This is a genomic window from Limosilactobacillus panis DSM 6035 (assembly GCF_001435935.1).
GTDB classification, from domain to species: domain Bacteria; phylum Bacillota; class Bacilli; order Lactobacillales; family Lactobacillaceae; genus Limosilactobacillus; species Limosilactobacillus panis.
This window is the reverse complement of sequence record NZ_AZGM01000020.1, coordinates 12,989-28,090: the sequence shown is the minus strand read 5'-3', so window position 1 is coordinate 28,090 and position 15,102 is coordinate 12,989. Positions and strand designations below refer to the sequence as shown.

Below are 15,102 nucleotides of genomic sequence, written 5' to 3'. Positions count from 1 at the left end.
ATCGGTTTTAGTTGTTTATAAAGTCGTTTTCTATTTATTTGCTTTGGCAGCCCGCTCTTCTTCTGCTTTGAGACGTTCCTTGATGTACTTCGCAGAAGTGGCCAGCTTGTCCTTTTCCTCATCAGTTAAGTCCAGGTGGAGTTGCTCAACTACCCCATCGCGGCCGACAACCGCTGGATATGATAGGTAGGTTCCATACTCTTCGCGGTAGTTGGAAACCGGCATTTCGGTTCGGGCATCGCTCAGAAGGGCATTAGTTAACCGAACTGCCGCGGTTGCAACCCCGTAGTTGGTGTACTTCTTTCCTTGATAAACCAGGTAGCCACCTTGGCGGGCATGTTCTTCAATATCAGCCAAGTCCAGACCCCGTTCCTTAGCTAGGTCTAGTACACGTTTCCCTAACACACGGACCGTCGACCAGGCGGTGAACTGTGAGTTCCCGTGTTCACCAAGGTTGAAGCCAACAACTGAACGTGAATCAACGTGGAGGGCCTCACCAACACAGGCACGCATCCGTGCGGAATCAAGCAGGGTCCCTGTCCCCAGTACGTGTTTCTTTGGCAGGCCAGTTAACTTTTGGTACATTGAGGTGATGACATCACACGGGTTAGTGACATCCACCAGTTTTCCATGAAAGCCGTTATCAACAAGTTTTTTAGCGACCAATGGTACCTGGGTGCGGGTAAATTTAAATTCTGCAAACCGGTCATGGTCTGGAGTATCCACTAGCTTTGACTTACCCAGGGAAGAAACAACCACGTCGCAATCAGCAAGCTGTGAATCATCATTGACGGTTAAGTTGGTGTGGTAAGGCAGGTTGGCCATGGCGTCCCGAAAGTCGAGGGCGTCGGCGTTTACCTTGGCCTCGTTTGTATCAAAGAGCGCTAAATCATCTGTAAAGCCACCGGCAACCAAGTAGTGAGCAACCGTTGCGCCAACATGTCCCATCCCAAATACTGCTACTTTTCGTGTCATAATAAAAACTTCCTTTCAATCTATGCCCGATTTAAGTTTTGGATAATTAATCATTAACGTTAACAGTTACGTCACCAAAGCCGTGGTCAAATTTAGCGGTCCAGACCCCCTTGGTTAAGTGCGGTGGGAGAAGGAAAGTTCCGGAAGAAACCAACTGACCTGTGCGGAACTCCTTTCCTTGTTCTGCTAGTTTACCAACTAGCCAGGAGAGGGATTTGAATGGGTTACCAAGCACCTCACTCGACTGACCACTTGATTGTTTTTGTCCATTATGGTAAAGGGTCACGTTGACGTTAGCCGCATCTTCGACAGTGGCAAACACTTTATCAGCCGGACGTTCTAAACCATAGACAACGAATCCACCGACAGCACAGTCACTCATGACATTAAACTTGTTGAGGTCGGGGAACCAGTCAGTAAAACGGCAGTCGGGTAATTCAACGGTCCCGCAAACGGTCGTCTTGTGAAGGAGGTCTTCCAGACTATCATCTGGTTTTAAGTCTTCAGTAGCGCGGAAACCAAGTTCCACCTCAAGCAACGGATCCATTGTTTGCTTTTTAAGTGACAGAAGTGCGGGTGAAGGAAGAAAGTGGCTATCGACCTGTTGTCCGTAAAGTGGACAATCAGAATCAAACATGTCCTGGGTTTTCTTACTCGTCAGTGAGACCTTATATCCGCCAGTCGGAAGTTTTTTAAGGGCAGCGAACCGGTCCTGCACTGCATATGCCGTATCATCATCTGTTACAACACCATCCCAGTCAGCCATCTTTAACGGCTGGTGGTTCTGGTAAGCGTTAAAAAGTGCTTGAGCGAATGATTCTTGCTTTGCGTTTAAGGTAACATTTTCTTTAGTCATAATATCCTCCATAAAGGTTAGCCGCTGTTACCTTTTGGGGGAGTCAACCCTACTATTCGTTAACGACGACTAACTTCTTTCTCTATTTTAATTTAAATTTTTCTAATATCTTCTTAATGTTAATAATGTCGTTGTCTGACATGTTCATCACCACCTTAAATGTTTGGTAAAACGCTAAAAGCGTCCTTCTTAACTCTCTCACCAAGAGTTAAAAAGGACGCTTCTAAACGTGGTACCACCTTTCTTTACGGCTAAAGAGCCGCCTCAACCAACATCCATTAAAAGAATATCAGTCGGCACGATAATGGGTGCTACCAGTACGTTCTACTTGAAAAATCGTTCGACATACAACTCACGAGTGATTAGCTAAGTACCACTTTCTACTGATTTGCACCAACCATCAGCTCTCTGCAATCGATGATACTCGCTGTTCTCGATCAACGTCGTTTGTTTGTTTCAATTGATTGTTTGTAGAATATCATCTGTTTATGAGAAAATCAAGGGTAAAATTAAAGAAATATTAGAAATATGTAATTTTTAATTTTAATTTGTCTTGATGGCGTTTTCACATGTGCCGACTCTTAAAAATATTAATTCTATCAAAACTAAAGAGGCTGGGGAAGAAGCGCTCAAGTTGTCTAGTTACGGAGCACTCTGATGTTTTCCCCAGTCTCTTCTTAGAGTTATTTATTGTTTACGGACCGTCCCAGTTCTTATTTCTTCCACCCCATTAGTGGTTTGGAGACACAAACCACCCCTATCTGAGATGTGGTCGAATTGTCCGGCTATTTTTTTAAGACCAGATTCAACGACCACTTTCTTCCCGGCAATAAGTTGGTGTTCGCGGTAAATCTGGAGAATCTGCTCCCAACTACAGCCTGCAAGAAGGCGGATAAACTGGGCGCCAGTTTCGTCAATAATGTTTAATCGCTCTCGGTTGCTAACCATTAGTGGACTAAGGCCCCCAACCTGGTTAGTGAGTGCACTCGGTAGGTCCGGCGGTGTTACCAGGTTGATCCCCCAGCCGATTACCACCCCATGAAGGTGGTTAGCACCGTCAACTGCGGTTTCTGCAAGGATACCCGCCACTTTTTTATCACCAACATAGAGGTCGTTAACCCACTTAATTGCAAGTGAATCCATGAAGTGCCGCTCTAAAACGAGAAAAGCAGCTACCGCAGCAGTCACCGTAAGTTTGGCAGGGTCATTATTTTGGACAATGTTTTCTTCGGCTAGTCCAAGAGAAAAGTAAACCCCACTCCCGGCTGGTGAATAGAATGACCGATTCAATTTACCGTGACCAGCTGTTTGTTCCCTTGCTGATACCAGGAACGTAGTTGGGGCAGTCCCTTCGACAATCTTCTTTTTTGCGACCACGTTTGTTGATGAAAGGGTGGCGTATTCTTCAGCTGGCACACCCATTGCCGCTAATTGGGGGAATTTTTGCATATCTAATCTCCTCCTTGGATACTCTATTCTTCCTTACTCAATTTTAAAAGTAGGTCCTGACTCTTAAGGGCATCGCCAACCTTAGCAAAGACCTCTGTGACCTTACCAGTAAACGGTGCCTTAACAGCTGATTCCATCTTCATGGCTTCGGTGGTCACCAGGACTTGACCAACCTTGACCTCGTCACCAGCTTTGACGTTTACTTTAACTACGTTGCCGTTAAGTGGCATTCCCACTTGGCCGGGATTTTCGGGATCAGCCTTTGGGACGCTGGCAACCTTTCCCTTTAACTGCCGATCCTTGACCTTTAGTTGGAGAGTTTGACCATTAAGCTCAAAGAACAGTGTCCTGTTCCCTTCGTTATCAGCTGGGGAGACAAAGTCAAGCTTTAGTAGCATTTTCTTCCCTGTTCCATAGCTGACCGTTAAGTTTTCTCCGGGACGCATTCCCTGGTAGTAAGTAGTGGTATCCAGGTCCATCACGTTTCCGTATGATTGGTGGTTGTTGAAGTAGTCAATGAATACCTTCGGATACATGATGTAGCCCTGGAGGTCATCTTCCGTTGGCTCCTGGTGAATTTTTGCTGCCAACTCACTCTTGACGGCATCAAAATCAACCGGCTTGGCAAGGCCGCCGGGACGGACGGTAATTGCCGGATGATCCTTTAGGACAACTTTTTGGAGGTCCTTAGGAAAACCACCATATGGTTGACCAAGGTCGCCCGCAAAGAAGTTCACAACCGAATCCGGGAAGTCAACGTGCTGGCCCTTTGTTAGGATATTGTCCTTGTCCAGATGGTTTTGAATCATGAAGATTGCCATGTCACCAACGACTTTGGAACTCGGCGTGACCTTGATAATATCGCCGAGTAGTTCATTAACTTCCCGATATTTGGCCTCGACCTTACCAAAGTCACTGATTCCTAAAGACTGGGCCTGTTGTTTCAGGTTCGAATACTGGCCCCCTGGCATTTCAGTCTGGTAAAGGTCCGGTTGGGGAGCATTGACACCGTTACTGAAGTCACTGTAGAGGGGACGGACGTTTGCCCAGTACCTATTAAGAACCGCAACATTGTGCATGTTTAATTCTGGCTGACGGGAATCCCCTTCCAAGGCATAATAGAAGGTCCCAAGACTAGGTTGACTAGTGGTACCCGCCATTGCCGCCATTGCAACATCAACGATATCAACACCGGCTTTTGTAGCTGCCACATAGGTTGCCACGCCGTTCCCGGTGGTGTCGTGAGTGTGAAGGTGAACAGGGACATCGAACTTAGCCTTAAGGTTGCCAACCAGTTCATAGGCCGCCTGGGGCTTTAGTAGGCCCGCCATATCCTTAATGCCAATTACCTGGGCACCTGCATCGACCAGCGATTGAGCCATTTTCATATAGTAGGCTAGCGTATATTTACGTTCACTTGACTTTAAAAAGTCACCGGTGAAGCACATTGCCCCTTCGGCAATCTTACCGGTCTTACGAACGTAGTCAATGCTTCTTTGCATCTGGTCAATCCAGTTTAGGGAATCAAAGATCCGGAAAACGTCAACCCCGGTCTTGGCACTGTGGTCAATAAACCGTTTTAGGGCATTATCAGGATAGTTCCGATAGCCGACCGAGTTAGAAGCCCGAAGAAGCATCTGTTGAAGAGTGTGGGGCATGTACTTCTTAAGAAGGCGGAGCCGTACCCAAGGGTCTTCACCTAAGAAACGGTAGCAGACGTCAAATGTTGCCCCGCCCCAACTTTCGACCGAAAAAAGGTGCGGCATGGCCTGGTCATATACCTTCATAGCCGGGAGCATGTCATGCGTCCGCATTCGGGTAGCAAACAGGCTTTGGTGGGCATCCCGCATGGTCGTATCGGTCAAGAGAACCTTCTTTTGCTGTTTGACATAGTCTAATGCAGCGTCTGCACCCTGCTCATCGAGAATACCCTTGACCGTTTTGTCTGCTTGTGAATCGTTTTCGATTTGCCTGGCCTGCGGCTCCTGCATGTCAGGATGAGCAAGTTTTGCTTTCTTTGTTACACCAGCAAAACCGTTAACCGTGACATTTCCAATGTAGTTTAACAGTTGCAGCGGTGTGTCTGACTGAGTGTTAAAGTGGAATAAGTCTGGATTTTCGTCAATAAACGTGGTTGAACAGTTTCCAGCAATAAAAGTTGGGTGCTTTAAGACGTTAATCATGAACGGAATGTTGGTTTTAACGCCACGAATATGAAATTCATTAAGGGCGCGCAACATTTTTACCCGCGCCTCGGCGAAGTCTTCACCCGCAGCGCAGCACTTGACGAGAAGAGAGTCAAAGTAAGGTGTCACGGTGTAACCCGGGTAGACGTTTCCATCTAGTCGAATACCTGTACCACCGGGGGCATGGTAGGTCATGACCTGCCCGGTGTCCGGCATAAAGTTGTTCTCTGGATCTTCGGTTGTTACCCGGCACTGGATGGCTGCACCATGAAACTTGAGGTCCGCCTGTTCCGGGAGACCAATGTCCTTATGAAGGTCTTCGCCGGCCGCAATCCGGATCTGTGTCTTAACAATGTCAATGCCGGTAATCATTTCCGTTACCGTATGTTCAACCTGGACCCGGGGGTTAACCTCGATAAAATAGAATTGCTCTGGTGTTTCCAGAAATTCAATTGTGGCGGCATTTTGGTAGTGAACGCTCTGCATCAATTTAACCGCCATGTTGCAGACTTCTGCCCGCCGTGCGGGAGAAAGAACCTTACTAGGGGCAAACTCGATTACTTTTTGGTGGCGACGCTGAACAGAACATTCCCGTTCGAATAGGTGCATGACGTGCCCATGCTCATCGGCAATGACCTGCACCTCGATGTGCTTGGGATGCTGGATGTCCTTTTCAACATACATTTCGTCGGAACCAAAGGCCTTTTTAGCCTCGTCTTTAGCCTGCTCAAATTCTTCATCAAGTTGCTGATCATCCTTGATGATCCGCATTCCACGGCCACCTCCACCGTTAGCCGCCTTAACCATAATTGGGTATCCATGCTGGTGAGCAAATTTTTTAACTTGTTCAGCATTAACCACGTCGCCTGATAAGCCCGGAATTGGTTGGAGGCCGGCCTTGACAGCTACCTGCTTGGCAACTAACTTATCACCAAACATTCGCAAGTGTTCTGGCTTGGGACCAATAAATTTAATTCCGTTATCGACACAGGCCTGCGCAAGGTCCGCGTTTTCTGCTAAGAAACCATATCCTGGGTGAATTGCCTCTGCTCCTGATTCCTTAGCAACCCGAATAATTTCATCGATGTCAAGATAAGCTGCAAGGGGTTGTTCTCCTTGGCCAATCAGATAAGCTTCATCGGCAGTAAAACGGTGGGCACTGTATTCATCTTCTTTAGCGTATACTGCCACTGCCTTGATGCCGAGTTCGTGACAAGCACGGACAATTCGCGTTGCAATTTCTCCACGGTTAGCAATTAATACCTTTTTAAACAAGTTCATGCACCATCCTTCTGTATTGTGCTTCACATACAATAACTAACAACATTAGTGCAAATATTAATATTCTTCATTTTGTTCGCCCTCTTTAATCTTTTTCTAATTTAACATCAACTATACTCATCGTATTTTAATACGTCAATATATTATTAGCAATTTTTGAAAAGTAGTTTAAAAATTAAAAAAGGCCTGACATGATCCTTTAATCAAGACAATAATCGAGTAGGCCCCCAGCGTTAAGAACACTGGAGGCCCGTTCAGGTATTGGGGGAATTTCATGAAAATCGTTTCGCATTATTAAACAAGTAAACACCTGGTGCTATCCCCCATTTGTAATTTTTCAATTAATTGGATAGATTCCCAATACAACGAAAATAGCCTATCACATCATATTTGTTCAAATAAATTTATGGCTCTTAATACTGGAGCTTGGCCTCCTTGAAGGCTACGGTAACCAGCTTGCCCAGTAAGATTGTGGCCTCCTTCATAGCGATGTCAGCCATCCGTTGGTTAGCATGGGTGAGCTGGTCCTGTGGGGATGCCGTGTCCACCTCTTGATCAGTGGTCCGCTGGATCTGCCGGCAAGTGGCGACAACTTGCTGCTCATAGGCTTCTACCGCTACCCGTGCCTGTTCATAATGAGCATCACCGATGGCAGCGATGGTGTGAGTCAACCAGTACATGCTACCGGAGGCAAAGTCGGTTGGGGTGTCTCGGTAACTGGCCGGGGTATTGGTAACGTTGGCGTAGAATGGCACAATCGTGTTGAAGGCGTTCGGCCCAAAGGCAAGCCAGTGGACTCCAGAAACCGCGTCCGGTACACCGTTACGGATCTGCAGAATATGGAGCTCCAGGTTCCGGTTGAGAGCAATCGACCGGTACGGAACCTGGTCATGCTCATAAGGGTCGTACGGGGTGCCCTGGTAATGCGAACTCATCACTCGCTTAATGTCTTCAATTGAGATTCTACGCCGTGGATGACAGATAAATGGAAGATTCTGATCAGTTGGATTGCCGGTTGGATTGTCACTCAACTGTTGTTGCACGTACCAAACCCGCGGGTTGTTGTAGTGGGCGTCAGTAACGGTCTGGCTTCCAAAAATTTCCCGCAGATTGTAGTGACCGTCGAGGGCCGGGTTGAGCTGATTGCGGTCAATCAGGTCCTGTAAGTCAGGAGAGCAGGCAGTTTTGTCGGATGCAAAGTCAAAGTTATCGATTGTCAGCCGGTTCGGCCCAATCACGAAGGCATCGTCTGGGATCCGGACAGCAGCCCAGTGGTGCCCACCGATTGTTTCCATATACCAGACCTCTTCATGATCACCAAAAGCCAGGGCATTTGACTCATAAGTCCCGTATTTTTCTAGCAGGTGACCCAATCGTTTTACCCCTTCCCTAGCTGTCTTGATATATGGCAAAACTAAGGTGACCAAGTCTTCCTCACCAATCCCATCAGTGGTGTTAAAGGGATCAATCCCGAGGATTCGGGAGTTAGTAGTGATTGTCAGTGTTCCAGTCATGCTGACGTTGTGCTGGTTAATCCCGCCAGCAGCAAATACGCCGGCGGAACTGTCGGCGTCCGGCGTCGAGGTATAACCGACCGGGTCGTCAGGCAAGTCAATCTTAAAGGACGTTGACTTGCTCTCGTAGTGGCGTGGCTGCTCTGTTGGCTTTACGTATACACAACGTTGTGGATCAAAAGCATTGGAATAGTCTTCCTCCCGACAGACAATCGTTGAGCCGTCCAGGGTTGCCTTCTTCCCCGCCAAAAACATCGTACAAGTGTGTGTTTCCATTATCTTCATCCCTTTCCCCTATATTTTAATGTACTGACTAGAAGATTCACAGCCTTTTCAAGAGACATCCACAACAGCAGTTCCAGAGCCTTGGGATTGATGAAGCTGGGAAAACGCCTTTGACTAGTATAAGACGATTATTGACACAATACGGGCCGGCGACTCATAGTGAAGTTCCTCATAATTGTTAGACAAAGGATCCAATGTTTAACCGGAGAAGTAAAAAACAGCCACAAGAACTATTTCTCATGGCTGTATGTCTTTTATTATCGCTGTGTTACAGCTCCCGTTGCGTAGTTAATATTGATATTGCGCTGGCAATTGGGCACGAATACGTTAAACTTCAAACTTCCATCTTTCGAAAGAGCCTCAATATGGGCACCAGAGGGAACAACGTTGTCGCCGTCGTAAAGGTCGGTAACCCGGTAACGGATCTGTTTCCCCTGGTCGAGCGCCTGGCGAACCAGGCCTTCATAGTAGTTTTGCCCCGTTGATTCTGGGCTGCGCGCTTCGTTTGCCCAGGCCGTCTGCGTTGCAATATTTGCCGGGTTTGATTCCGAGGCATTGAAGTTACGGATTCCGCCAACCAAGGCATAACCGAGGAGGTGGCCACGATCATATGCATGACGGTACCCGTTCTTAAGGTTATACGCCTGTAAGAAGCCCGCCGGTCGCCAGTTTGTTGCTCCGTTCCCGGTTTCAGAACGGTTTCTGTATTGACGGGTCGTTCGGTTTAGCCAGGCATCTCCCCGCCATGCCCTTCCCTGCCGATCTTTATAGTTAACCGCGTAGGGAGCACTATTGATATTAGCGTTTAGCCTGGGCTGGTTATTATTAATGATGAATGCCCCGTGACCATTCCACGAAACGGACGAACCAAGTTGGGAACGAATCCCCGACGTGAGAACTGCCTCGGCTTGTTGCTTAGTCGGTGGAAGTGTCGTTGGTTGACTGCTTCGCTGACTCTGGTTTCCCCAGGAAGCAAGCTGTTGGATTCCTTGTGACAGTGCTGCTTTACCGTTATCCGGTTGATTAACGAGCCCACCAACCGCAAAGAGGATTCCCAATGCGAGGATAATCCGCCAGAATTTTCTTTTGAGACGATACATGATTAAAACCTCTCTAATTCTTAATACCTCTATCTTACTATATTTTGCCGAACGTGTGGTCAAACATTTTGTATTCAGACAAAAAACACCATTAATGCAGCGCGCGCAGCATTAATGGTGTTTTACTGATTTATTTAACTACAGCCTTCTTCCGCTCCTTAAGCTGGTATACTAACCAGATGATGAAGATGAAGATGACCCCGACGGAAACTGATACCCGCGTATCTGGATTGAAGAACATAAATACGAGGATAATTGTTAAGGCAATCAGACTGAAGTAGTTATATGCCGGGTAAAGAGGCATCTTAAATGGGTGGTTAACCAGGTCTTGCGGATTATGCCGGCGGTAGTTTAATTCGGCCAGCAGAATGATAAACCATGGGACCATCCCGGGAAGAACACTTGAACTATAAACGATAACGAAGATGTTCTTTGCGTTAGCGTCGACCATTGAAAGGATTGAGTTCAGGGCGAAACCAACGAAGATCCAGAAGGCGATTGTCAAAACGGCCACGTTAGGAACAACCCGCTTTGAAAGCCGGCTGAATACTTTTGGTACTTGACCATCAATTGAAAGCTTAAACAGCATCCGACTGGCACTGTAGATACCAGAGTTGGCACCGGACAGGGCCGCCGTTAAGACAACGAAGTTAATGATCCCGGCCGCACCAGTGATTCCGACCTTAGTAAAGGTTTCAACGAATGGTGAGCCGACCGCTTTCAGTTGGTTCCAAGGGTAAATCGAAACAATGACGAAGATTGCACCAATGTAGAAGATCAGAATCCGCCAGATAACGGATTTAACAGACTTAACAATTGCTTTGCGCGGAGAAGCAGCCTCACCAGCAGTAATCCCCAGAAGTTCGATTCCTTGGTAGGAGCCGGCAATAACAGAAAGGGAGAACATGAAGCCCATGAAACCGCCGGTGAAGAATCCGCCGTGTGTCCACAGGTTAGAAATTCCAACCGGGTGCCAGTTATTACCAAGACCGAGGACAATCACGCAAAGACCCAGGATAATCATGGCGATGATGGTTACCACCTTAATCATGGCAAACCAGAATTCCAGTCGCCCGTAGGCCTTCGCAGAAACAATGTTAGCCAGGGTCAGGATTGCAATCATAATGATTCCGGAAATCCAGTCCTGAAGGTTGGGCCACCAATAATTCAGGTACTGACTCATGGCAATAATATCTGAGATACCAACAATGATGAATTGAAAGATATTACTCCATTTTGTTAAGTAGCCAGCAAAGGGATGAATATACTTCTCACCGTAGTCAGCAAAAGATCCGGTCCCTGGATTTATATATATCAGTTCACCTAATGCGCGCATGACCCCGTAAAGGACCAGGCCGACGAGGGCGTAAGCTAGTAGGACAGATGGCCCGGTCCACTTGATGGTCGACGTTGCCCCCATGAAAAGACCACTACCGATGGTTCCACCGATTGCAATCATTTCCATTTGTCCGGGAGTCATCGTTCTTTTTAATTTAACCTTTTCATGCATTGACATAATAAAACCTCTCTTCTCCAACAAAAAAAACCATCCAATTTACCCAATCAGCCACACACTTTAATAAGTAATTGTGGTTGAGTAAATTGAATAGCTGTTAATTAACAGAATCAAATACGTGTTTAATTATTCCCCAACCACGGTCTTAGTTGTTGTGGTTGTGGTGGAGGTTAGCGATAGTTTTTTATGTTGTACAATTGATAATTGCATTCTAACTTCCTCCATTCATTTTCAACTGTTATTAGAATACTATGAGAAAATTAAAAATGCAAGTACTAATCTAAATTTATTTGGATTTACACTTTAAAACGAAGAGGCTAACGGCAGCTGTCCAGGCAGTTGTTACTAATCCTAACAATGCTGTTTTAGTACTGGACTGGTTATTACCCGTTTGAGGAAGCTGATCATTATGGGTTGTAATTGGTTCATTTTCTAAGGAGCGGAGCGGATCCTGAATCCGGTTAAGTTCTCGTTGAAGATGGTGGTCAAGTCCGGGCCGACCTTGAGACCGCATACTTGTCGGGTCAGCAGAGTTATCTGAGAACGGGTGATTAGCAAACATTTCTGGAACATCGCTCACCGGACCTTCCCCTGCTTGGGTATTACCGTTAAGTTGTCGACTATTGTTTTCCTCGGAATCCCCTTTTTCAGCGACTTGCGAATCATTCTCCTTAACAGCTTGGTGAGCCGGACTGCTATCGTCTGCATAAACTGGTTGATGCGTTTGGGTTGTTGTATTTGATCCTTCTTCCTGGTTATTCTGGCTTGCCTGGCCCTTGCCTTGCGACTCGTCAGTTTGGGTGCCATCACTAGTTTGGCTGCCTGATGCTTGGGTAGCAGTTGAAGTCACCCCAGAATTATCGGTCTGAGTACCAGTAGTGGTAGTGTTCTCATCCGTCTGCGTACTTGATGAAATAATACTACTAGGGTCAGTCTCCATTTGCGATCCTGTTGACACAAGTTGTGCGCTTGAAGAACTACCGTTTACATCGCCGGTTTGTGTTTCTGCATTGTTCCCGACTTTCAGGCCCGTTTGAACGCCTTCCCTAGCGTCACTTTCCTCTGTTTGTGTACCCGACGCAACATTCTCGATAGTACCGCTCGTTTGGATCCCAGTAGAAACCTTCCCCAGATTATTAGTTGTCTGGGTCGTCGATGAATCTAGTCTGAGCGTTTCTGTCTGCGTACCAGCGCTTTCCTCGGTAGCAGAATCAGTTTGCACACCTTTGGAGACACCGTTATCTTCAGTTTGAATTGCTACAGAAGCAGTTGACGAATGAGTTTCTGTCTGCGTACCGACGGAAACACTAGGTGTAGTTTGGGTCCCGGTAGAATTCGTCAAAACACCATCGGTCTGGGTGGCCACAGAGCCCCCTTGAACCTCATTATCTGTCTGGGTAGCACTCGAGCTGGTCTGAATATTAGGTTCAGTCTGGGTTGCCGTTGAAGCTTTCTCAGGATTCTCTGTCTGGGACGCCGAATCTTCCATCCCTACCACGGCTGTCTGGGAGCCCTCTTCCTTTGTTTCGTCTCCATCGGTCTGGGTGCCTGCAGATACTCCCCCGCTGGTTTGAGTGTTTTCACTGGCTACCTGCTGTTTAGACGTTTGGGTCCCGGCATCTTTACTATCGGTCGTTTCCGTTTGGGTTGCTGATGACGTGCTTTCACCTACCTGCGTGCTTGCGTCTCCTTTTTCAGCCTCACTGGTCTGAGTATCTGTATCTTGTCCCCTGTCAGTATCTGTCTGGGTAGAAGAACTAATCCCTGAATTCTCGGTTTGAGTGCTGCCGTCACCTTTCGCGGTATCCGTTGTCTGACTGCCTTTTTCCTGACCGGTTTGGCTAGTGGCGGTTGATGAATCCTTTGAGTCGGATTTTGAGCCTTGCGCCATCTCCTCCCCTTTCTCTTTACTACTATCCTTTTGGTCACTTGTATTCTTACTGTACTGGACCTCAAATGTCGGTACAGGCTGGTTAATTGCATTTTCTTCAATTTGCAAATCAGGAACACATTTGACCGTCGACACATACCCATCCACTTGCGGAACCATTAATTGCGGGAAAGATTGAATCATCCAGCGGCCGTTCAAAAAATCAGCCCGTGCAGACTGTTCAATAACCTTGTCACCAGCCGGTAAGTGGAAAATGACTTTCCGGGTTAAAACCTTACTAGCGGGCTTTTCTTGATCATTTTCATCCTTTTTGACCGTCAGGTGGAAGCTGGTGTGACCGGTATTTGGAAAGTACTGAATTTCTTTTGGCAGATTCGTGATGAAGTAGTGGTATCCTGCCGGCGGGGTCGGTAATTTATAACGGCCAAATTGATCAGAATGGACTGGAATTAAAATTGATGATTTACAAGGACTGTCAACGTCATCTAACATAAAAAAACGGGTTGCAGGGGCGACCTTGTCAGTAAACGGTTGGTATTCAATCGTTACCTTTCTTGACTTCATCTGGGGAGTCATCTTGACGGGGTCCAGCTGAAGTTCGGATGGTCGGTAACCAGCAAACTCTGGGGCCACAAATTCAGGCCACATGTCAGGATGCTTCGCCTTTATCCGCTCAACATTAATAGTGGCAACCTGTTTAATGACTGTCTTCTCCTTGCTTAGGGGGTTCACAACCGTTATTTCCCGGATAACCGTCCGCTCCATTGGGTCGGTAACTTTCCCGGCTGACGTACTTTCTGCACTGTTAATTGCCTTTGCGTTTACCGTCGTCACCGTTATTGAAACTAGGGCTAGTGTAGAAAAAAGTGCTAATGTTGTTTTAATATGTTTGCTTTTCATATGTTCTTCTCCTCGCATTATTGGTCTCACTTAATAAATACGAAGCTAAGCCATTTTGGCATCTAAGAATTTTTAATAAACTATCGGAAATAATTTAATGACGTTTAGGAACGAACTAGGTGATTACCTAATTGTTTATTTCTGAGAATCATTTATCTTAGATGTTATAGGAGGAGAAAGAAATATGAATAGTACAAAATCTTTTTCAAAAGCGCAGTTGTGGGGCGTTGAATTAAACTTAATTTCGCTCTTGTTCAGTAGCATTAGCCCGGTGCTTAATAAGTTCTCACTAACGAGTCTCAGCCCAGTAATCGGGGGAATATTTACCAGCTTATTTGCGGCCGGGTTTGTCTTAATAACAATTATTTTCAGGCATCAAACTATTAGCTGGCATTCTTTCGCCAACCCTTGGCTATGGCTTCTCGGGGGGACAAACGCCATAGGAATTATTCTCCAGTACGTGGCGCTATCTTTGCTAAGTCCAATTACCGTCACCCTAATCGAGCGAATGTACCTAGTCTATGTTTTCGTGCTCTCTTACATTTTTCTTCGTGAAAAGATTGAAGGATTGGACTATCTCGCCATTGTCCTGTGCATCATCGGTTCTTTCTTGATTTCTGGTGGCTGTCTGCAACTCAGTGATAATGGATGGGGCATTATCTGTGCCTTTATCTATCCGCTAATGTATGCCGCAAATAACATCACTGCTAAGCATCTGGTTGCGGACGCTCACCCAAACAGCGTCCTCTTTTACAACCATTCAACCTCAGCAATACTATTACTTATCTTTGCTCTAGCGAGTGGGACGTCCTTTAAAGGATTTTCATCTTCAGCGGTGGCCTTTAACTTTGGTGGGGCCTTCTTTAACGGTTTTCTCTCCCTTCTCCTCTTCTACACGAGCTTAAAATTTATTTCTGCGGGAAAGGCAAACATTGTACGCGCGATTGGACCGGTTATTGTGATCATCTATTCCGCTTTTTTCTTCCCGGTTCAAGTGACCCCATCGTTGATTTTAGGAGCCATCTTAGTGCTTACGGCAAGCGTTATCGTAACCTTCACCAAGACCCTTCACCGTTAATCTCACAATGAAATTTATAGATAAACATTAAAAAGCATTCAGTGCTCGGATTATTACATGAGCACCGAATG

At 46.5% G+C, this 15,102-nt stretch carries 9 protein-coding genes and 1 other annotated feature; of the genes, 1 reads left to right on the top strand and 8 read right to left on the bottom strand.

Going from position 1 to position 15,102, the window contains the following annotated elements:
• Positions 1-30: 30 nt before the first annotated feature.
• From FD32_RS01290 to FD32_RS01255, 8 genes are all read right to left on the bottom strand, one after another.
• Complete coding sequence (locus FD32_RS01290) at positions 31-975, bottom strand: L-lactate dehydrogenase (protein WP_047769573.1); 945 nt, start codon at positions 973-975, stop codon at positions 31-33.
• A gap of 46 nt (positions 976-1,021) precedes the next feature.
• On the bottom strand, positions 1,022-1,831 hold the full coding sequence (locus tag FD32_RS01285; protein ID WP_047769575.1) for a 2-keto-4-pentenoate hydratase: 810 nt from the start codon (positions 1,829-1,831) through the stop codon (positions 1,022-1,024).
• A 210-nt stretch (positions 1,832-2,041) separates the two neighbouring features.
• Positions 2,042-2,281, bottom strand: a binding site (T-box leader).
• A gap of 237 nt (positions 2,282-2,518) precedes the next feature.
• A complete protein-coding gene (locus FD32_RS01280) occupies positions 2,519-3,280 on the bottom strand; it encodes a biotin--[acetyl-CoA-carboxylase] ligase (protein ID WP_053003070.1) in 762 nt (253 codons plus the stop codon).
• 23 nt (positions 3,281-3,303) lie between these two features.
• Complete coding sequence (locus FD32_RS01275; protein ID WP_047769577.1) at positions 3,304-6,747, bottom strand: pyruvate carboxylase; 3,444 nt, start codon at positions 6,745-6,747, stop codon at positions 3,304-3,306.
• Between the two features lie 413 nt (positions 6,748-7,160).
• Positions 7,161-8,537, bottom strand: coding sequence for a C69 family dipeptidase (locus tag FD32_RS01270; protein WP_047769587.1), 1,377 nt, complete (start codon positions 8,535-8,537; stop codon positions 7,161-7,163).
• Between the two features lie 266 nt (positions 8,538-8,803).
• Positions 8,804-9,646: a DNA/RNA non-specific endonuclease gene (locus tag FD32_RS01265; RefSeq protein WP_047769579.1), complete on the bottom strand. Its 843-nt coding sequence runs from the start codon at positions 9,644-9,646 to the stop codon at positions 8,804-8,806.
• Positions 9,647-9,776: 130 nt separating this feature from the next.
• Complete coding sequence (locus tag FD32_RS01260; RefSeq protein WP_047769590.1) at positions 9,777-11,156, bottom strand: amino acid permease; 1,380 nt, start codon at positions 11,154-11,156, stop codon at positions 9,777-9,779.
• 292 nt (positions 11,157-11,448) lie between these two features.
• Entirely contained in the window at positions 11,449-13,953 is a 2,505-nt protein-coding gene (locus FD32_RS01255; RefSeq protein WP_056962090.1) for a hypothetical protein, read from the bottom strand.
• Positions 13,954-14,137: 184 nt separating this feature from the next.
• On the opposite strand from FD32_RS01255, the gene FD32_RS01250 reads away from it, so the two are divergent.
• Positions 14,138-15,031: a DMT family transporter gene (locus tag FD32_RS01250; RefSeq protein ID WP_047769594.1), complete on the top strand. Its 894-nt coding sequence runs from the start codon at positions 14,138-14,140 to the stop codon at positions 15,029-15,031.
• Positions 15,032-15,102: the final 71 nt, after the last annotated feature.

What these genes read in the sequence shown, in the direction of transcription:
- FD32_RS01250 (WP_047769594.1), top strand. Translation starts at nt 14,138, where the DNA reads ATGAATAGTACAAAATCTTTTTCAAAAGCGCAGTTGTGGGGCGTTGAA.
- FD32_RS01260 (WP_047769590.1), bottom strand. Translation starts at nt 11,156, where the DNA reads ATGCATGAAAAGGTTAAATTAAAAAGAACGATGACTCCCGGACAAATG.
- FD32_RS01280 (WP_053003070.1), bottom strand. Translation starts at nt 3,280, where the DNA reads ATGCAAAAATTCCCCCAATTAGCGGCAATGGGTGTGCCAGCTGAAGAA.
- FD32_RS01265 (WP_047769579.1), bottom strand. Translation starts at nt 9,646, where the DNA reads ATGTATCGTCTCAAAAGAAAATTCTGGCGGATTATCCTCGCATTGGGA.
- FD32_RS01285 (WP_047769575.1), bottom strand. Translation starts at nt 1,831, where the DNA reads ATGACTAAAGAAAATGTTACCTTAAACGCAAAGCAAGAATCATTCGCT.
- FD32_RS01290 (WP_047769573.1), bottom strand. Translation starts at nt 975, where the DNA reads ATGACACGAAAAGTAGCAGTATTTGGGATGGGACATGTTGGCGCAACG.
- FD32_RS01270 (WP_047769587.1), bottom strand. Translation starts at nt 8,537, where the DNA reads ATGGAAACACACACTTGTACGATGTTTTTGGCGGGGAAGAAGGCAACC.
- FD32_RS01275 (WP_047769577.1), bottom strand. Translation starts at nt 6,747, where the DNA reads ATGAACTTGTTTAAAAAGGTATTAATTGCTAACCGTGGAGAAATTGCA.
- FD32_RS01255 (WP_056962090.1), bottom strand. Translation starts at nt 13,953, where the DNA reads ATGAAAAGCAAACATATTAAAACAACATTAGCACTTTTTTCTACACTA.